Here is an 18,102-nt window from a genome sequence, read left to right as displayed (position 1 = left end):
TACATGACATAAGGAGAGGTAATTATGGCCTGCACCATCAAGCCCGAGGACATCAAGCGGGTGAAAGCCTTCGGCTTTCTCCACAACAAGGGGACCGACTGCTTTAATGGACGGATTATCACGGTAAACGGGAAGATCACCGCCAGGCAGAATCAGATCATCGCCGAGGCGGCCGAGAAATTCGGCAACGGCACCGTGGCCTTCACCACCCGCCTGACCGTGGAGGTACCCGGCATCCACTATGACAACATCGAGCCCTTCCGGGCCTATATCGCCCAGGCCGGGCTGGAGACCGGCGGCACCGGCTCCAAGGTCCGCCCCGTGGTGGCCTGTAAGGGCACCACCTGCCAGTACGGGCTCCACGACACCTTCGCCCTCTCCGAGGAGATCCACCAGCGGTTCTACAAGGGCTACGGCAACGTCCGCCTGCCCCACAAGTTTAAAATTGCCGTGGGCGGCTGCCCCAACAACTGCGTCAAGCCCGACCTGAACGACCTGGGCATCATCGGCCAGATGGTCCCCAACTTTGACAGCGAGGAGTGCAACGGCTGCAAGAAATGCGGCGTGGCCCAGGTGTGCCCCATGGGCGCGGCCAGGCTGGACGGCGGCGAGCTGACCATTGACAAGGAGCTGTGCAACAACTGCGGCCGCTGCATTGACAAGTGCTACTTTGACGCCATGGACGGCGGCACCTTTGCCTATAAGATCTACATCGGCGGCCGCTGGGGCAAGCGCACCGCCACCGGACGCCCCCTCAGCAAGCTGATCTCCACCAAGGAGGAGGCTCTGAGCATCATCGAGAAGGCCATCCTCCTCTTCCGGGAGGAGGGCAGGACCGGCGAGCGCTTTGCCGACACCATCGAGCGCCTGGGCTTTGAGCACGTGGAGCAGGAGCTTCTCTCCGACGGCATCCTCGCCCGCAAGCAGGCCATTCTGGACGCCCAGCTCCACATCACCGGCGGCGCAACCTGCTGAGCCATAGAGACAAAAACGACCCCCTGTGCAGGACAATCGCTGCACAGGGGGTCGTTTTTGTCCACAGGGAAGGGGAATGTGTGGAAAAAGATTCAGAATAAATTTACCAGGCTGTCGAAAAAAGTCCGGGGCATTCGATTCCACGCGAGGCGGGCGGCTGCCCCCCGCGCTCCCCCGCCCCAGTCCAGGCGGATTCTGTTCAACCGAGGTTTTTCGACACGCTGCTGTTCTATTGCCCAAGCTCTTCGCGCCAGGCCTCCAGAAAGGCCTCGTCCTTCAAATCCAGGCCCCGTTCCCCGGCCAGCCCCTCAATATGGTGGGTGAACTCGTGGGCCAGGGTGGTATAGAGCTCCTCCTCCCAGTCCTCCTCCGTCCAATGCTCCTTTTCCGCCAGGGCGGCGAAGGAGCCATAGTACAGGAGGATGTACCGGCCCATCTGGTCGTCGCAGTACTCGCCCAGAATATACATCTCCCCCGGCGGAAACTCCGGATCCGGCTTTTCGTCGGGCAGCAGGGAGATGCCGCCGTTAAGGCCGGCGTAAAATTCCTCGGGGAACTCCTCCGCCATGAGGTCCAGAGCTTCCCCCGCCTCGTCAAAGGTCATGTTCATCCCTCGCTTCTCATTTCCTGCCTGGGGCATCCACCATGCCGCAGAGGAGGCCTCCCACAGGGAAGACCACCCAGGCGGGATGCCAGGCGTTGAAGACCAGGCCCGCAATCAAAAAGATAATGGTGGCCGCCGACATGATGAGGCTACACCGGCGGTCAGAGGGCCCGTCAGGTCCGTACTCGCCGCTGCCACCCTCTGCCCGGGCGGCGCCGCTGCCGTGGTACTTGCTGTGCTGGATGCCCAGATAGACGATGGCCCCCACTGCGGCGGCTACAATCAGAAAGAAGACCGTACAGGCCGCCGCGCCCCCGTTGGGCTGGAACTGCCACAGCACCGAAAGCCCCACCAGAATGGCCACGGCCACCAGGATGGCGGCCACCGCGGCGGCGATGCCCGCCCGGAACAGCTTCCGGAAGGCGGCGATGGCCTCCGGGTTGTAGAAGGGCGGCACCTCCGGGTGGGCCTTGCGGAAGTCGCTGTGGGCGATGCCGCCCCAGATAAACAGAAACACCGCCGCCGCAAGGCACAGGAAGAAGGGCAGCACGATCATGCCGGTATTTCCCCAGTTCAGATAGCCCGCCAGCAGGGCGGCTATGCTGGCCACGGACAGAAACACCCCGGCGGACATGAGGGCGGAGAACCGGTCCATATGCCGGTCGTAGGCCACGAAGAGGGCGAAACGGGCCTCCTCGGCCTCCGCCTCGGCGGCAGAGGGCGGGGGGAAGTCCTCTGCGGACAGCTCCTCCCGCATCAGCTGGTCCAGCGTGCAGGAGAGCAGGTCGGCCAGGGTGAGGAGGGTGGCGGCCTCGGGCAGGCTCTGGCCGCTCTCCCACTTGCTCACCGCCTGGCGGCTCACCCCCAGGGCTTCGGCCAGATTCTCCTGGGTGTACCCGGCCCGGCGGCGGAGGATGGGCAGATTATGCTCAAAATGCGTCATTTGGAATGGTCACTCCTTTCAGCATCATTTTGCCGGAAGGAGGCTGGTTTTACCACCAACCCGGCGTTTCAGCGGGGATTTTTTCACGCAACTTCAGGTTGCGGAGCCGATTTCGGCTCAGGAGGGGCGCTTCATGGTGAGGGAGATGCGCTTCTTCTCGTCCGCCCCACACGGCCGCGGCCGTGCGGGGACCCCGGATTTTTACATCCTCGGGGCAAGTGAATTGCCCCTGCGGCAAGGTTTCGGCGCTGCCGAAACGCTTGTACGCGGCGCTCGCCGCGTCCCGCCGGCGGCGGGTCCCTGTACAGCCCTGTCAACTCTGGGGCTTCTTCATGGTGAGGGAAATACGCTTCTTCTTTTCGTCCACCTCCAGCACCCAGACGGTGACGATGTCCCCCACGGCGCACACCTCGCTGGGGTGCCTCACCCGGCGGCCCGCCCCCAGCTGGGAGATGTGCACCAGGCCGTCCTGGTGGACGCCGATGTCCACAAACACGCCGAAGTCGATGACATTGCGCACCGTACCCGTCAGCTCCATACCCGGCTTCAGGTCCTTCATCTCCATCACGTCGGTGCGCAGGATGGGCTTGGGCAACTCGTCCCGGGGGTCCCGGCCCGGCTTCATCAGCTCGCCCACCACGTCCCGCAGGGTGGGCACGCCCACGCCGCAGGCCTGGGCCGCCTTCTCCTCGCCGAAGTCCCTCACCCGCTCCGGCAGCTGGGCCAGGTTGCCCGCCTTTACGTCGGCCATGCCGTAGCCGCACAGCTCCAGCAGCCTGCCGGCGGCGGCGTAGCTCTCCGGGTGGACGCCGGTGTTGTCCAGCACGTTGGCGCTCTCGGGCACCCGCAGGAAGCCGGCGCACTGCTCAAAGGCCTTGGGGCCCAGCTTGGGCACCTTCAGCAGCTGCTTACGGGAGGTAAAGGCTCCGTTCTCCTCCCGGTACTTGACGATATTTTTCGCGGTGGTGGCGTTGAGGCCCGCCACCCGGGTGAGCAGAGGGGCGGAGGCGGTGTTCAGGTCGGCGCCCACCGAGTTGACGCAGTCCTCCACCACGCCGGACAAGGTCTCGTCCAGCCGGGCCTGGGGCATGTCGTGCTGATACTGGCCCACGCCGATGGCCTTGGGGTCGATCTTCACCAGCTCGGCCAGAGGGTCCTGGAGCCGCCGGGCGATGGACACGGCGCTTCTCAGGTTCACATCGTACTCGGGGAACTCCTCGGCGGCCAGCTTGGACGCGGAGTACACGCTGGCTCCCGCCTCGCTGACGATCATGTAGCTCACGCCGCCCCCCAGCCGCTTGATCAGCTCCACCGCCATCTGCTCGGTCTCCCGGCTGGCGGTGCCGTTGCCGATGGCGATGTGGGCCACGCCGTGCTTTTTAATGAGCCGGGAGAGCACGTCGATGGCCTCCTCCTTCTTCCGCTCGCTGAAGGTGGGGTAGACCACCGCCGTGTCCAGCACCTTGCCGGTGCCGTCCACCACCGCCACCTTGCAGCCGTTGCGGTAGCCCGGGTCCAGGCCCATGGTGACAAAGCCCTTCACCGGCGGCTGCATCAGCAGGGGCTTCAGGTTCAGGCCGAACATTTTGATTGCCCCCTCGTCGGCCTGCTCGGTGAGGAGACTGCGGATCTCCCGCTCAATGCTGGGGGCGATGAGCCGGTCGTAGGCGTCCTCGGCGGCGGCGCGGACAAAGGACATGGAGGGGGCGCCGGGCGCCAGCACCGCCCGGCGGACCACGATGAGGGCGGCCTCCCGGTCCATCTCCACCGAGACCTTCAGCACGCCCTCCCGTTCACCCCGGTTGATGGCCAGAATCTGGTGGCCCATGGCCCGGGAGACCGGGGTGGTAAAGTCGTAGTACAGGCGGTACACCGTGTCCTCCGGCTCCTTGTCCGCGGCTTTGGACACCAGGCTGCCCTTGCTCCGCCACAGCTCCCGCAGGCGCTTGCGCAGGTTGGCGTCGTCGCTGACAGCCTCGGCGATGATGTCGGACGCCCCAGCCAGGGCCTCCTCCACCGAGTTGACGCCTTTTTCCGGGTTCACATAGTCCGCCGCCGCCGTCTCCGGGGCGGGGCAGTCCCTGCCCTGGGCGAAGAGCAGCTGGGCCAGGGGCTCCAGCCCCTTCTCCCTGGCGATGGTGGCCCGGGTGCGGCGCTTGGGCTTGTAGGGGCGGTACAGGTCCTCCACCTCCGCCAGGGTGGCGGCGGCGTCGATGGCGGCGGACAGCGCCTCGGTCAGCTTGCCCTGGCCCTCAATGGAGGCCTTGACCTCTTCCCGCCGCTTGTCCAGGCTGCGCAGGTAGGTCAGGCGGTCGGCCAGGGTGCGGAGGGTGGTGTCGTCCATGGTGCCGTGCATCTCCTTGCGGTACCGGGCGATAAAGGGGATGGTGTTCCCCTCGTCCAGCAGGGTGACGACATTCTGGACATGCGCTTCCTTGCGGCCCAGCTCCCGGGCCAGAATCTGCACAATGGTCTCCATTGCAAAACTCCTTCATATAGAAATGCCCGGCGGCAATGCCGTCAGGCTTGTCCTGTGGGATATATTTTACGGCATTTCCCCTGGGAAGTCCAGGGGAAAGCTTGCGCGGCGGCGGGCGAGTGAGTAGAATAAAAGGGAGAAAACCGGCGAAAGATCCGGAGGAGAGGAGAGACGGAACATGGCGCGTACATTGGAGGAGCTCAACCGCACCCTGGCCGAGCTGGGGGAGCGGCAGGAGAGGCGGCGGCGTCTGCTGGCCCAGCGGTCCGCCCTGGAAGACGAGGTGGAGGAGCGCTCCGCCCGGGCAGAGGAGCTGGCCCAAATCCTGGCCAAGGAGCGGCGGGACGTGGCGGAGCTGGAGGGCATCAGCCTGAAGGGGCTGTGGCTGCGCATCACCGGCGACCGGGAGGTCCGCCTCTCCAGGGAGGAGGCGGAGGCCCTGGCGGCCCAGGCCAAGTACGAGCAGGCCCTCCGGGACGTGGAGGATGCCGGAGCCCGCCTGGCCGAACTGGAGCGGGCGCTGGACGGGGCGCCCGACTGCTCGGCGGAGCGGGAGGCGGCCCTGGAGGAGAAGCGGGCCCTGCTCCGGGCCGCGGGCGGCCCGGCGGGAGAGCGGATTGCCGCCCTGGAGGAGGAGATTGCCCGGCGGGAGGGCTGGAAAAAGGAGCTTGAAGAGGCCGCGGCCGCCGGGCAGGAGACGCTCGCCTGCCTCGGCGCGGCGGATGGAAGCCTGGCTGAGGCCGAGGACCTGGGCACCTGGGACATGGTGGGCGGGGGCACCTTTGTCACCATGATGAAGCACGACACCCTGGACAAGGCCAGGGACTATGTGGACCAGGCCCAGCGGGCGCTGTCCCGGTTCCACACGGAGCTGGCCGACGTGGACCTGATTGCCGGCGCCCAAGTGTCCATCGGGGACTTTGCCACCTTTGCCGACTACTTCTTTGACGGCTTTTTTGCCGACATGGCAGTACAGGAGCAGATTGAGCAGTCCCGGGACAGCGTGGTCCGGGCGGGGCAGGAGGTGGAGCGCGTACTCAGCCGGCTGGAGGAGATGGGCCGGGAGGAGGCGGCGGGCCTTGCCCGGGCCCGGGAAGAGCTGGCGCGCATCACCGAAGCGGGATAGGGATAGAATGACAGGCCCGGCCCGGATATTTCCGGGCCGGGCCTCAGCGTGTGGAAAAACCTCCCCGAAGAGGAAGCCTCGCAGAGTTCCGCCATCCGCAGATGACGGAATTAAATGAAAATCCGTCATTTTCGGGGACATGTGCCTCGAAAATGACACTTCTCATGAAAATTTGCCGACAATTTCATCAGAAATCGAGGTGAAAATTTCATGAAGCCCCTTCGGAAAAGTGGCGGAAGCCACTTTTCCGACATACTGAGGCGCGGCCCGGAAATATCCGGGCCGCACCTCGTATGTCGGAAAGACGCTGTCAAAAAAGCTGCCCAAATTGGGACGGGGGAGCGCAGGGGGACAGCCGCCCGCGCCGCAAGCTCTGTATGGCAGGAACTGCGGCGCGAGAGCAGCGGATTCCCTCAGGGCAATGAAACAGAATTTACTCCAGCGAGCCGGGCAGGAACGCCTGCCAGGGCAGCACGGCGGAAAGCTCTATCACTGCCGGAGAAAAGCCGCCGGTGCGGCCAATCTTTGGCTGGGGCGTGCGGAGCAGGGGGGACTTATCCGGACGGCTGACAGGGAGGGAGACCGTGGCCCGCACTCCCGCGCCCGTGCGGCTCTCCAGCATCAGCGCGCCGCCGTGGAGGGCGGCAATCTGCCGGGCGATGGGCAGGCCCGCGCCGGCGCCCCAGACCTTTGCTTCCGTACCGCCGTCCAGCCCGGCGCCGTTGTCCCACACGGTGAGGAGGGCACGGTTACCCGACGCTGACAGCCGCAGCCCCGCCCGGCCGCCGCTGCCCGCCGCCTTCAGGGCGTTGGAGATGAGACACAGCAGCATCTGCTGGATAAGCTCGCTGTCTCCAATTGTAAGGAAGGAGCCGCACCGGTCGTCAAAGTGGAAGGATACGCCCGCCGCCTCCGCCAGGCCGGACACCTCCCGGCACAGCTCCCGGCACAGTCCGGCCAGGTCCAGCGGCCCGGAGGACAGGGCCAGCCGCTCATCAGCCAGCGCGCCGGCGATCTCGGCATTGTTCATCAGGCGCACCATCCGGTAAAAGCTCTGATTCATAACAGCCAGGTACTGCTCGTATTTGCCCCCCAGCACATGAAAATCGGGTGTAATGAGCTGGATGGCGGCGCTCAGATTGTTGATGTGCTGCCGCAGCTGCTCCAGCAGGGCGGCGGTGCCGGGGAAAGGGGAGCCCGCCGGGTCCTCGGGGAGGAGGACCGCCAGCAGATCGTTCTCCTGGGGGGAGAGGGAAAAACGCCAGCTCCGTCCGGCGGCGGTACAGGTGCCGGTGACAGGCTCCGGCGAGGGGGAGACGCCCGTCAGAAAATCCGGCGCCGGTCCGCCGGGATGCAGCCCCAGCAGTTCCGCCGCCGCGCCGTTGCAGGCCGCGGTTCTGCCGTTCCGGACCAGCAAAGCGGGAAAGGGGGCGTGCTCAAGGGAAAAGGGAGAGAACGACACGCTGTCCATAGGCCGCGCGCACCTCCATTGAAATAGATCTCTTGCAGCATTATAGCTTATGCAGTTCCCGGAGGAACCGCATTTTTTTCAGTATACCAAAATCTGGCCTGTGCAACAAGGGAAAATGTCGAAAAACGTCGAAAGAAGGGGGACAGGGTGCAGCCGCTGATTTTTATCAGCCCCGCCCGCTTGAAGAAAGGGAAAAACCGGAACAGAGAGCGCTTGCCCCGGATAAGCGGGAGGAAAACAGACAGAACGCCGCGCCAAAGGAGAACGGGGTGACCCTTATGCCGCGCTTAAGCGCCTCGGCGGCTTCGCTTGCGATAACTTGAATAAAAAAAGCAAATTTTTTGTGGAATTTCAAAAAAACTCTTTAAAAACGCAACAAGATAGGCTATAATAGGGGGCGCACGAGGATACCTCGAAGATTTTAAAAGGAGAGAATTGAAATGAGCATTAAAGTCGGCATCAATGGCTTTGGCCGCATCGGCCGTATGGTCTTCCGCGCTAGTCTGAATCATCCCGAGATCGAGATCGTGGGCATCAACGATCTGTGCCCCGCCGACTACCTGGCTTACATGCTGAAGTATGATACCATGCACGGCCAGTTCGCCGGCGAGGTGAGCAGCAACGAGACCGGCATTGTGGTCAACGGCAAGTGCATTCCCGTCTTTGCCGAGCGTGACCCCGCCAACATTCCCTGGGGCAAGCTGGAGGCCGAGTACGTTGTGGAGTCCACCGGTCTGTTCCTGACCAAGGAGAAGGCTCAGGCTCACCTGACCGCCGGCGCCAAGAAGGTCGTCATGTCCGCCCCCTCCAAGGACGACACCCCCATGTTCGTCTGCGGCGTGAACCTGGACAAGTACACCACCGACATGAACTTCGTGTCCAACGCCTCCTGCACCACCAACTGCCTGGCCCCCATCGCCAAGGTCCTGAACGACGCCTTCGGCATCACCGACGGCCTGATGACCACCGTTCACTCCACCACCGCCACCCAGAAGACCGTTGACGGCGTGTCCATGAAGGATTGGCGCGGCGGCCGTGCTGCTGCCGGCAACATCATCCCCTCCTCCACCGGCGCCGCCAAGGCCGTGGGCAAGGTCATCCCCGAGCTCAACGGCAAGCTGACCGGTATGTCCATGCGTGTTCCCACCCTGGACGTGTCCGTCGTTGACCTGACCGTCAACCTGGCCAAGCCCGCCAAGTACGAGGAGATCTGCGCCGCCATGAAGGCCGCCTCCGAGGGCGAGCTGAAGGGCGTCCTGGGCTACACCGACGAGGACGTTGTCTCCTCCGACTTCCTGGGCGACACCCGCACCTCCATCTTCGACGCCAAGGCCGGCATCGCCCTGACTGACACCTTCGTGAAGGTCGTGTCCTGGTACGACAACGAGGTGGGCTACTCCAACAAGGTGCTGGAGCTCATCAAGCACATGTACTCCGTCGACCACAAGTAAGCTGGTCCAACGGCAGATGAAGAATTCCCTCCGGAGCAATCCGGAGGGAATTTTTCAGCTTGTCAGAAAAGCCTCGCAGAGTTCGCGCCCGCAGGCGCGAAAAAGTGCAAATCTGTTTTCTCCGGGGACATGTGCCTCGGAGAAAACACTGCTCAGGCCGCAAGTGTGGTATTTGTCCGCATTGAACGGACAAATGCTGCGCGCAGTGGAATGCATCCCACTCGAAAAAGGTGAGAAACACCTTTTTCGACGGTTCCGAAAATTCCCTCCGGAGCAATCCGGAGGGAATTTTTTTGCGCCGGGGACAGCGGGTCAGGCCATGACCGCTCCGCCGGGGAGCGCCTCGCCCGCCAGAGCCCGGCGGCCCAGACGGACGCTGAGGAGGAGGGTGGCCAGCTCCACCGCCGGGAAGGACAGCCAGATGCCGGTCATGCCGAAGAGGAGGGAAAAGAGGCAGGCGGCGGGGACGATGCCCAGACAGCCCCGGAAGAAGGACACCCAGAAGGAGGCGCCCGCCTGCTCCGTGGCTCCCAGCAGGGCGGCGGTCACAAAGTTGAAGCCCACAAACAGGAAGCCGATGAAATAGAGCCTCAGCCCCGGCTCGGCGATGGCCTGAAGGGCGGCGTTGCCTTCGCTGTTGAAGACAGACACCAGCTGCCCGGGGAAGAGCATGGCGGCGGCCGTGATAAGGGTTCCCAGAGCGGTGGCCAGAATAACGGTCCGGCGGTAAACCGCCCGCACCGCCCTGCCGTCTCCCCGTCCATGGGCAGTGCTCAGCAGGGGCTGGCAGCCCTGGGAGATACCGGTAAACACCGACAGGGCGACCAGGGCCAGGTTGGCCACAATGCCGTAGGCGGCCACGCCGATGGTGCCCGCGGTGTGCATCATCAGAAGGTTGAACACCACCAGAACAACGCTGGAGGAGAACTCATTGATGAAGGCGGCGATGCCCAGCCCGGCCACGGCCGCCGCCTTACGCAGCTGGATTCGGGCACGGATCAGGCGGAAGCGGCTGCGGCCGGAGAGAATATGGCAGGAGGAGATGAGGATGCCGATGACCGGGGCGATGCCGGTGGCCAGGGCGGCGCCGAAGATGCCCATGTCCAGGGGAAACAGGAACACATAGTCCAGGACCACGTTGGACAGACTGCCCACCAGCATGGCCGCCATGGCCAGCTTGGGGTTTCCGTCGTTGCGGACAAAAGCCACCAGAATGTGGTTGAGAATAAAGAAGGGGGCAAAGGTGAGCACGGTGCGCAGATAGTCGGCACACATGGGCAGGATGCGCTCCTCCGCACCCAGCAGCCGGGCCATGGGCTGGGACAGCAGCAGACCGAGGACGGCCAGCAGGATCCCCGCCCCCAGGCCGGTGAGGAAGGCGGTGGAGAAGGAGGCGTCCGCCTCCCGGTCGTCCTCCCGGGCCTTGCAGATGGCATAGCGGGTGGCGCCGCCGATGCCCAGCATCATGCCCAGGCCGTTGACAAAGCCGAACACCGAGATGGCCAGGTTTAAGGCCGCCAGGCCGTCCGACCCCAGGCGGCTGGAGACGAAAAAGGTGTCGGCCAGGATATAGCCCGACATGCCCAGCATGCCCAGAATATTCAGGGACATGTACCGGGCGAAGGTACGGTTCAGAGTGCGTTCGTCCATGGGGGAATCCCTCGCTTTTCAAAACTGGGGCTTTCGGGCCCCGCAGAGCAAAAAAGTGCCTGAATATATTCCTTCTAAGACCTACGGAATATATACAGGCACAGAGTGCATTTACCCGGTGGTAAATGCCGGCACAGGTGATAAAAATGTCGTAAGAGAGGATACCACAGGGGGACGGGGATGTCAAGCCCCCGTCCCTCAGCCCAGGATGCCCAGATGCTCCAGCAGGATTTTCACGCCCATGAGGATGAGCACGCACCCGCCGAAGAGCTCCGCCCCGGAGCGGTACTTGGCGCCGAACACGCTGCCGATCTTCACCCCCGCGGCGGACAGCAGGAAGGTGGTTACGCCGATAAAGGCCACGGCGGGGAGGATGTCCACCTGCAAAAAGGCGAAGGTGACGCCCACGGCCAGGGCGTCGATGCTGGTGGCCAGGGCCAGCGGGAGCATGGCGGCGGGGGAGAAGGAGCCGTCCTGATGCTCCTCCGCGCTGCGGGACTCCCTGACCATATTGCCGCCGATAAAGGCCAGCAGCACAAAGGCGATCCAGTGGTCCACGCTGGTGATGAGGGCCTCAAACTGGGAGCCCAGCAGCCAGCCCAGGAAGGGCATCAGGGCCTGAAAGCCGCCGAACCACAGCCCGGCGGCCAGCATGTGGGGGAGGCGCACCCTCCCCACGGACAGGCCCTTGCAGATGGAGACGGCAAAGGCGTCCATGGAAAGCCCTACGGCGATGATGAACAGCTCCAGAAGACCCATAATAAAAACCTCCGCTTTGGGGGGATTTGGTCCGGCACGGCGGCCGGGGCGGGAGAAAACGGACGGAAAGCGCCCAAAACAGGCAAACAAAAAGAGACCTATCCGCCCCCGGGCAGATAAGTCTCGTCATTTCAGGCTGAACCAGAGGCCCAAGGCCCCAGTATGTTGGCTCCGCCGCGCACACCGCGCCGACTACTCCCTTATTTTCGTCTATTCTAACATTTTCCGCCCCGGCCTGTCAAGAAAAAAACAGGCGGATTTCCTGCCCCGTCCGGGGTAGCCATCGGGGCGGCGCTGTGATAGAATGTTGCATGCTCAACTGAGAAATACCACAGGCGGAGGGAGAACCATGGGAAAAAGCACGGCGGGGGAGCGGCGCTACCCTGTGACGGAGAAGGGCTATCTGCTGGAGTTCCTGCTGGAGCGGGTGAGGGGGAAGTCCCGCAACGCGGTGAAGCACCTGCTGTCCGGGCGGCAGGTGGCGGTGGACGGGAAGGTTGTCACCCGCTTTGACTGGCCCCTGGAGCCGGGGGAGATGGTGACCCTTCTGCCCCGGAGCCGGGAGGAGAAGGCCGCCGCCCCCTTCCCCATCCTCTATCAGGACAGGGACCTTATCGCCATTGACAAGCCCGCCGGGCTCCTCACCGTGGGCCACGAGGGGGAGCGGCAGCGCACCGCCTACCGCCTGCTTGCCGACACACTGCGGGACGGCAGCCGGGAGAAGAAGCTCTTTGTGGTCCACCGGCTGGACCGGGACACCTCGGGCGCGGTGCTCTTCGCCCGGAACGAGGCCATGAAGCGCTCGCTCCAGGAGAACTGGGACGCCCTGGTACGGGAGCGGATCTATCTGGCGGTGACGGCGGGCGCGCCCGAGCGGGAGGAGGGCGTGGTCCGCTCCTGGCTGAAGGAGACCTCCACCCGGGTGGTCTACTCCGCTGGGCCGGGCAGCGGCGGCAAGGAGGCCGTTACCCGATACAGGGTGCTCTCCCGGGCGGGGGAGTACGCCCTGGTGCGGGTGGCCCTGGACACGGGCCGGAAGAACCAGATCCGGGTCCACATGGCCGACCTGGGCTGCCCCGTGGCGGGGGACAGAAAGTACGGCGACGGCGGCGGCCCCATGGACCGGCTGGCCCTCCACGCCGCCCGCCTCACCCTGACCGACCCCCGCACCGGAGCGCCCCTGACCGTGGCCGCGCCGGTGCCCAGGCCCTTCCTGCGGCTGTTCCCCGGAGCGGGAAAATGGGTGTAGCGCGCCGGAAGATGGAAAAACCGCGTTGTAAAGCGGGAGACAATCAGATATAATAAAAACAGTACTCTGCACGATTCTGCTGTGCAAAAGCATGGCAAAAACCGGCCATGTGCCGCACGGAGCGGCACGGCCATAAAATCAAAGCGCGTGGGCCCGGGACGGCCCGCATGCCGGGAATTTAGGTCCATGGCGCATGAAAAATTTTTTGTGTAAAGAAGGAGCCTGACGCATGTCAAACATCTGGCACGATATCAGCCCCAAGCGCATTACCCCCGAGGATTTTGTGGCAGTCATTGAGATCCCCCAGGGCAGCAAGAAGAAGTATGAGCTGGACAAGGAGACCGGCCTTATCATCCTGGACCGGGTGCTCCACACCTCCACCCACTACCCCGCCAACTACGGCTTTATCCCCCGGACCTACGGCGACGACGGCGACCCCCTGGACGTGCTGGTGCTCTGCTCCGAGTCCATGGACCCCCTGACGCTGGTGCGGGTGTACCCCATCGGCTACATCTCCATGCTGGACGACGGCAAAAACGACGAGAAGATCATCGCCATCCCCTTCTCCGACCCGGCCTACAACGACTATCAGGACATCAGCGACCTGCCCGCCCACGTCTTTGATGAAATGGCCCACTTTTTCACCGTGTACAAGCAGCTGGAGGGAAAGGACACGGCGGCCGGCGACGTAAACGGCCGGGAGGCGGCCGTTCAGGTCATCCAGCAGGCCATTGACCACTACAACGACACCTTCCTGGGCAACCAGGCCGGACCCGTCAACGGCCGGTTTGACCGGTTCGGCGGCTCCGACCGCTGAAATATTTCGGCAATTTAAGGCTTTCTTAATACTTTTTTCGTTCATTTTATCCACAAAATCTGGTAAGATGAAGGAAAGATTATGCTGTGAGGTGTTCATTCCATGAGTCAGAAGTACGACTGCCTGGTCATCGGCGCCGGCTTCGCCGGCGCGGTGACCGCCCGGGAGCTGGCCGAGCGGGGCGGGAAGCGTGTGCTGGTGCTGGAGCGGCGCAGCCACGTGGGCGGCAACGCCTACGACCGGCTGGACGGCGCCGGCGTGCTCATCCACCAGTACGGCCCCCACATCTTCCACACCAACAGCCAGCGGGCCTATGACTACCTCTCCCGATTCACCGCCTGGCGGGACTATCAGCACCGGGTGGTGGCCAACGTCCACGGCGTCATGATGCCCGTGCCCTTCAACCTGACCTCTCTGGAGCTGGCCTACGGCCCTGAGAAGGCTGCCCGGCTGGAGAAAAAGCTGGTGGAGACCTACGGCGCGGAGAAAAAGGTCACCATCCTGGAGCTGCGGAGCAGCGAGGACCCGGAGATCAAGGCTCTGGCGGATTATGTGTATGAGAACGTGTTTGTCCACTATACCATGAAGCAGTGGGGACAGACGCCCGAGGAGATCGACCCCAACACCACCGCCCGGGTGCCCGTGTTCCTCTCCCGGGACGACCGGTACTTCCAGGACGCCTGGCAGGGCATCCCCGCGGAGGGGTACACCCCTGTCTTTGCGCACATGCTGGACCACCCCAATATCACCGTGGAGCTGGGGGTGGACGCCGCCGACCGCCTGAAGCTGGACGCCGCCGGCCTCTCTCTGGACGGGGCGCCCTTTACGGGCACGGTGGTGTACACCGGCGCGGTGGACGAGCTGTTCGGCTGCTGCTTCGGCCGCCTGCCCTACCGAACCCTGGACTTCAAGTTCGAGACCCACCCGGTGGAGTGGTTCCAGAGCCGGGGCACGGTCAACTACACCGTCAGCGAGGACTACACCCGCATCACCGAGTTCAAGTACTTCTCCGGACAGGACCTGCCCGACCGCACCACCATCGTCAAAGAGTACTCCCGCGCCTACACCGGCGCGGAGGGTGAGACCCCCTATTACGCCATTATCAATCAGGAGAACAACGCCCTGTACGCCAAGTACCGGGCGCTGACCGACGCCCTGCCCGGCTTCCACCTGCTGGGCCGGCTGGCGGAGTACAAGTACTACAATATGGACGCCATTGTGGTCCGGGCCCTGGAGCTGGCGGACCGCCTGCTGGGCTGAGGGCCCGGCCAAGAGAAGGGTGAGAGAAAAATGAATAAGATTATTACCTTTGCCGTGCCGTGCTACAACTCGGCGGCCTACATGGACCACTGCATCCAGACCCTCCTGGAGGGGGGCGACGACATCGAGATCATTCTGGTGGACGACGGATCCACCAAGGACGACACCCCTGCCATCTGTGACCGGTACGCCGAGCAGTACCCCGATATCGTCAGGGTCATCCACCAGGAGAACGGCGGCCACGGCGAGGGCGTGAACCAGGGCGTCCGCAACGCCTCGGGCATCTACTACAAGGTGGTGGACTCCGACGACTGGCTGGACGTGGACGCCCTCCACAAGGTGCTTGGCAAGCTGCGGGAGTTTGCCAAGATGGAGCGGCCCGTGGACATGGTCATTGCCAACTACGTCTATGAGCACGTGGAGGACAACACCCGGAAGGTCATGGGCTACGCCAACGTGTTCCCCAAGAACAAGATCTTCACCTGGAACGACATCGGCCGGTTCCGGGCCTCCCAGTACCTGCTGATGCACTCGGTCATCTACCGCACCAAGCTGCTGCGCAAGTGCGGCCTGGAGTTGCCCAAGCACACCTTCTATGTGGACAATATTTTTGTCTACCAGCCCCTGCCCTATGTGAAGACCATGTACTACATGGACCTGGACCTGTACCGGTACTTCATCGGCCGGGCGGACCAGAGCGTCAACGAGAAGGTGATGGTGGGCCGGGTGGACCAGCAGGTCCGGGTCACCCGCCTGATGATTGACGCCCACGACCTGCGCCGGGTGCTCTCCGTCCAGCCCAAGCTGGGCCGGTACATGCGCAACTACCTGGCCATGATGATGACCATCTCCTCCATCTTCCTCATCATCGACGGATCTCCCGCCGCCCTGGGCAAAAAGACCGAGCTGTGGGAGTACCTCCGGTCGGTGGACAAGGGGCTCTACCACAAGCTCAAGTACCGTGCGGTGTCCTTTGTGGGCAACATCCCCGGCTACCAGGGCCGGAAGCTGTCCGTGGGGCTGTACCGCATGGCCCGGAAGATCTACAAGTTCAACTGACAAAAAACCGGCTGTTCCCCTGGGGAACGGCCGGCTTTTGTATCCGTCGAAAAAGGTGCCTGGCACCTTTTTCGAGCGGCCTGAGCAGTGTTTTCTCCGAGGCGCATGTCCCCGGAGAAAACAGGTTTCAATTGATTCGCGCCTGCGGGCGCGAACTCTGCGAGGCCTTTCCGAAACGCCGACCGGCTGTTCCCCTGGGGAACAGCCGGCTTTTGCTGTGCTTAGATGTGGCCCGCCTCTTTGAGCAGGTTGTGCTTGATGTCCCACAGCTTCTGGGACAGGTCCACATAGTAGTTGTGGGGATTCTCAAACCGCTTGACCTCATCCCACTGCAGGTCGATCTGGGCGGCGCAGTAGGCCCGCATCTCGGTGATGGAGGGGGACTGGTACACCAGCTTGCCCCCCTGGAAGATGGGCACCAGCAGCTCCACGGCGGTGAAGTCGGTGACGGTCTTCCGCTTCCAGGTGGCCTCCGGGTCGAAGAGCTCCAGGGGCTGGCTGGGGTCGATGACCTCGTCGTGGACGCAGATCAGGTCGGCCATGGCCTTGCCCGTCTCATTCTCAAAGATGCGGTACACCTTCTTAAAGTGGGGGTTGGTGATCTTGGACGGGTTCTCGGAGACCTTGATCTTGGGGATGATATTGCCCTCCTTGTCCTCCACGGCGGAGAGCTTGTACACGCCGCCGAACACCGGCTCGCTTTTGGAGGTAATGAGCCGCTCGCCCACGCCGAAGGAGTCAATCTGGGCGCCCTGGAGGAGCAGATCCCGGATGATATACTCATCCAGGGAGTTGGAGGCCACAATGCTGCACTCGGTGAGCCCGGCGGCGTCCAGCATCTTCCGGGCCTTCCGGGACAGGTAGGTCAAATCGCCGCTGTCCAGCCGGATGGCGCACTTGGTAATGCCCTGGGGCAGGAGCACCTCCTTGAAGGCACGGATGGCGTTGGGTACGCCCGACTTGAGCACGTTGTAGGTGTCCACCAGCAGGGTGGCAGAGTGGGGATAGAGCTGGCAGTAGGTCTTGAAGGCGGTGTACTCGTCGGGGAACATCTGGACCCAGGAGTGGGCCATGGTGCCGCCGGCGGGAGAGCCGTACATCTGGTCGGCCAGGGTGCAGGCGGTGCCCACACAGCCGGCGATGTAGGCAGCCCGGGCGCCCAGCACGGCGCCGTCGCTGCCCTGGGCCCGGCGGGAGCCGAACTCGCTCACCGGCCGCCCTCCGGCGGCCCGGACAATGCGGTTGGACTTGGTGGCGATGAGGGACTGGTGGTTCAGGGTGAGGAGCAGGTAGGTCTCAATAAACTGGGCCTCAATGGCGGGGGCCCGGACCGTCATAAAAGGCTCGCCGGGGAAGATGGGCGTCCCCTCAGGCACGGCCCAGATATCGCCGGTGAACCGAAAGCCCCTCAGATAGGTGAGAAATTCCTCGCTGAAGGTGCCCTTGCTCCGCAGGAAGCCGATGTCCTCCTCGTCAAAGCGCAGGTTTTCGATATACTCAATGACCTGCTCCAGACCGGCCGCGATGGCAAAGCCGCCTCCGTCCGGCACGGTGCGGAAGAACACGTCAAAGTAGCAGATCTGCTCCGCCATACCGGTCTGGAAATAGCCGTTGGCCATGGTCAGCTCATAGAAGTCGCACAGCAGCGTATAGTTCATGGGGTTCTTTTTCATGTTTATCAGCCTTTCCGCGGGCGCGTTATGCCCGGTTGGTCACCGTCACCTGAAGTCCCTCCAGCACGTCAAGGCACTTCTCGTGGAGGGCGGGGTCAAAGGAGGCGGTGCAGGAGGCGTCCACCACAATCTCCGCCTCGGGCAGGGCGGCCTTGGCGATGACCGCGTTGGACAGCACACAGATGTTGGACACCAGGCCCACCAGCTCAATCTGCCCGTAATCCTGCCCCTTCAGCCACTCGCCCAGGGCCAGGGAGGGGAAGGTGGGCTTCTCAAAGCGGCGGTCATCCTCATGGGCGGCTTTGGCTGTCTCACCGTACAGCGCCCAGCCCTCGCTGCCCCGGACACAGTGAACGGCGGGCAGCCTGCGGCCCTCCTGGGTGTTGAGATAGTCGGGGGCGTGGGAGTCAAAGGTAAAGACCACATCATCCCCGGCGGCGCGGTAGGCGGCAATCTTAGCCGCGATGGGGGCGTCCAGCAGCTCGGCGCCGGAGAAGCCCAGAGAGCCGTCTACAAAATCCTTCTGATAGTCCACAACAATGAGCAGCTTTTTCATGGGGACAAACCTCCTGAATAAAAATAGATG

Annotated in this window: 15 protein-coding genes; 7 read left to right on the top strand and 8 right to left on the bottom strand. The window is 63.5% G+C overall.

Features of this window, described 5'->3' with window-relative positions:
• Positions 1-24 precede the first annotated feature (24 nt).
• The gene (locus tag QZY67_RS03270; RefSeq protein ID WP_295368520.1) at positions 25-975 is read left to right on the top strand and encodes a 4Fe-4S binding protein; all 951 of its coding nucleotides are present in this window, start codon (positions 25-27) and stop codon (positions 973-975) included.
• Between the two features lie 229 nt (positions 976-1,204).
• Here the strand turns inward: QZY67_RS03270 and QZY67_RS03265 are convergent, their stop codons facing one another.
• The 3 genes from QZY67_RS03265 to QZY67_RS03255 form a co-directional block, all read right to left on the bottom strand.
• Positions 1,205-1,585 carry a metallopeptidase family protein gene (locus tag QZY67_RS03265; protein WP_295368519.1) on the bottom strand — a complete coding sequence of 127 codons (381 nt, stop codon included), beginning with the start codon at positions 1,583-1,585 and terminating at the stop codon, positions 1,205-1,207.
• Between the two features lie 10 nt (positions 1,586-1,595).
• Entirely contained in the window at positions 1,596-2,522 is a 927-nt protein-coding gene (locus QZY67_RS03260) for a helix-turn-helix domain-containing protein (protein WP_295368517.1), read from the bottom strand.
• 313 nt (positions 2,523-2,835) lie between these two features.
• Entirely contained in the window at positions 2,836-5,001 is a 2,166-nt protein-coding gene (locus QZY67_RS03255; RefSeq protein WP_295368516.1) for a Tex family protein, read from the bottom strand.
• Positions 5,002-5,179: 178 nt separating this feature from the next.
• Between QZY67_RS03255 and QZY67_RS03250 the strand changes: the two genes are divergently transcribed.
• Positions 5,180-6,127: a hypothetical protein gene (locus QZY67_RS03250; RefSeq protein ID WP_295368514.1), complete on the top strand. Its 948-nt coding sequence runs from the start codon at positions 5,180-5,182 to the stop codon at positions 6,125-6,127.
• A gap of 433 nt (positions 6,128-6,560) precedes the next feature.
• Here the strand turns inward: QZY67_RS03250 and QZY67_RS03245 are convergent, their stop codons facing one another.
• Complete coding sequence (locus QZY67_RS03245; RefSeq protein ID WP_295368513.1) at positions 6,561-7,598, bottom strand: HAMP domain-containing sensor histidine kinase; 1,038 nt, start codon at positions 7,596-7,598, stop codon at positions 6,561-6,563.
• A 440-nt stretch (positions 7,599-8,038) separates the two neighbouring features.
• Here QZY67_RS03245 and gap point away from each other — a divergent pair, with 440 nt between their 5' ends.
• Positions 8,039-9,049 carry a type I glyceraldehyde-3-phosphate dehydrogenase gene (gene gap, locus QZY67_RS03240; RefSeq protein WP_294534716.1) on the top strand — a complete coding sequence of 337 codons (1,011 nt, stop codon included), beginning with the start codon at positions 8,039-8,041 and terminating at the stop codon, positions 9,047-9,049.
• 312 nt (positions 9,050-9,361) lie between these two features.
• Here the strand turns inward: gap and QZY67_RS03235 are convergent, their stop codons facing one another.
• On the bottom strand, positions 9,362-10,699 hold the full coding sequence (locus QZY67_RS03235) for an MATE family efflux transporter (protein WP_295368512.1): 1,338 nt from the start codon (positions 10,697-10,699) through the stop codon (positions 9,362-9,364).
• 198 nt (positions 10,700-10,897) lie between these two features.
• Complete coding sequence (locus QZY67_RS03230) at positions 10,898-11,458, bottom strand: manganese efflux pump MntP family protein (protein ID WP_294534722.1); 561 nt, start codon at positions 11,456-11,458, stop codon at positions 10,898-10,900.
• A gap of 349 nt (positions 11,459-11,807) precedes the next feature.
• Here QZY67_RS03230 and QZY67_RS03225 point away from each other — a divergent pair, with 349 nt between their 5' ends.
• The 4 genes from QZY67_RS03225 to QZY67_RS03210 all read left to right on the top strand — a co-directional run bounded on the left by QZY67_RS03225 (position 11,808) and on the right by QZY67_RS03210 (position 15,843).
• A complete protein-coding gene (locus tag QZY67_RS03225) occupies positions 11,808-12,707 on the top strand; it encodes an RluA family pseudouridine synthase (protein WP_295368510.1) in 900 nt (299 codons plus the stop codon).
• Between the two features lie 229 nt (positions 12,708-12,936).
• Complete coding sequence (locus QZY67_RS03220) at positions 12,937-13,524, top strand: inorganic diphosphatase (protein ID WP_294534728.1); 588 nt, start codon at positions 12,937-12,939, stop codon at positions 13,522-13,524.
• Between the two features lie 102 nt (positions 13,525-13,626).
• Positions 13,627-14,784, top strand: a complete 1,158-nt coding sequence (gene glf, locus QZY67_RS03215) for a UDP-galactopyranose mutase (protein WP_295368509.1) — start codon at positions 13,627-13,629, stop codon at positions 14,782-14,784.
• 30 nt (positions 14,785-14,814) lie between these two features.
• Positions 14,815-15,843: a glycosyltransferase family 2 protein gene (locus tag QZY67_RS03210; protein WP_295368508.1), complete on the top strand. Its 1,029-nt coding sequence runs from the start codon at positions 14,815-14,817 to the stop codon at positions 15,841-15,843.
• 221 nt (positions 15,844-16,064) lie between these two features.
• Here the strand turns inward: QZY67_RS03210 and QZY67_RS03205 are convergent, their stop codons facing one another.
• The gene (locus tag QZY67_RS03205; protein ID WP_295368507.1) at positions 16,065-17,516 is read right to left on the bottom strand and encodes a nicotinate phosphoribosyltransferase; all 1,452 of its coding nucleotides are present in this window, start codon (positions 17,514-17,516) and stop codon (positions 16,065-16,067) included.
• Positions 17,517-17,541: 25 nt separating this feature from the next.
• Entirely contained in the window at positions 17,542-18,072 is a 531-nt protein-coding gene (locus QZY67_RS03200) for an isochorismatase family cysteine hydrolase (RefSeq protein WP_295368506.1), read from the bottom strand.
• Positions 18,073-18,102 lie beyond the last annotated feature (30 nt).

This window comes from uncultured Pseudoflavonifractor sp., from assembly GCA_904419835.1.
GTDB lineage: Bacteria > Bacillota > Clostridia > Oscillospirales > Oscillospiraceae > Pseudoflavonifractor.
Note: the sequence above shows the minus strand (reverse complement) of the source record. Positions and strands in the feature narration are given on the sequence as shown.

What these genes read in the sequence shown, in the direction of transcription:
- QZY67_RS03270 (WP_295368520.1), top strand. Translation starts at nt 25, where the DNA reads ATGGCCTGCACCATCAAGCCCGAGGACATCAAGCGGGTGAAAGCCTTC.
- QZY67_RS03265 (WP_295368519.1), bottom strand. Translation starts at nt 1,585, where the DNA reads ATGAACATGACCTTTGACGAGGCGGGGGAAGCTCTGGACCTCATGGCG.
- QZY67_RS03260 (WP_295368517.1), bottom strand. Translation starts at nt 2,522, where the DNA reads ATGACGCATTTTGAGCATAATCTGCCCATCCTCCGCCGCCGGGCCGGG.
- QZY67_RS03255 (WP_295368516.1), bottom strand. Translation starts at nt 5,001, where the DNA reads ATGGAGACCATTGTGCAGATTCTGGCCCGGGAGCTGGGCCGCAAGGAA.
- QZY67_RS03250 (WP_295368514.1), top strand. Translation starts at nt 5,180, where the DNA reads ATGGCGCGTACATTGGAGGAGCTCAACCGCACCCTGGCCGAGCTGGGG.
- QZY67_RS03245 (WP_295368513.1), bottom strand. Translation starts at nt 7,598, where the DNA reads ATGGACAGCGTGTCGTTCTCTCCCTTTTCCCTTGAGCACGCCCCCTTT.
- gap (WP_294534716.1), top strand. Translation starts at nt 8,039, where the DNA reads ATGAGCATTAAAGTCGGCATCAATGGCTTTGGCCGCATCGGCCGTATG.
- QZY67_RS03235 (WP_295368512.1), bottom strand. Translation starts at nt 10,699, where the DNA reads ATGGACGAACGCACTCTGAACCGTACCTTCGCCCGGTACATGTCCCTG.
- QZY67_RS03230 (WP_294534722.1), bottom strand. Translation starts at nt 11,458, where the DNA reads ATGGGTCTTCTGGAGCTGTTCATCATCGCCGTAGGGCTTTCCATGGAC.
- QZY67_RS03225 (WP_295368510.1), top strand. Translation starts at nt 11,808, where the DNA reads ATGGGAAAAAGCACGGCGGGGGAGCGGCGCTACCCTGTGACGGAGAAG.
- QZY67_RS03220 (WP_294534728.1), top strand. Translation starts at nt 12,937, where the DNA reads ATGTCAAACATCTGGCACGATATCAGCCCCAAGCGCATTACCCCCGAG.
- glf (WP_295368509.1), top strand. Translation starts at nt 13,627, where the DNA reads ATGAGTCAGAAGTACGACTGCCTGGTCATCGGCGCCGGCTTCGCCGGC.
- QZY67_RS03210 (WP_295368508.1), top strand. Translation starts at nt 14,815, where the DNA reads ATGAATAAGATTATTACCTTTGCCGTGCCGTGCTACAACTCGGCGGCC.
- QZY67_RS03205 (WP_295368507.1), bottom strand. Translation starts at nt 17,516, where the DNA reads ATGAAAAAGAACCCCATGAACTATACGCTGCTGTGCGACTTCTATGAG.
- QZY67_RS03200 (WP_295368506.1), bottom strand. Translation starts at nt 18,072, where the DNA reads ATGAAAAAGCTGCTCATTGTTGTGGACTATCAGAAGGATTTTGTAGAC.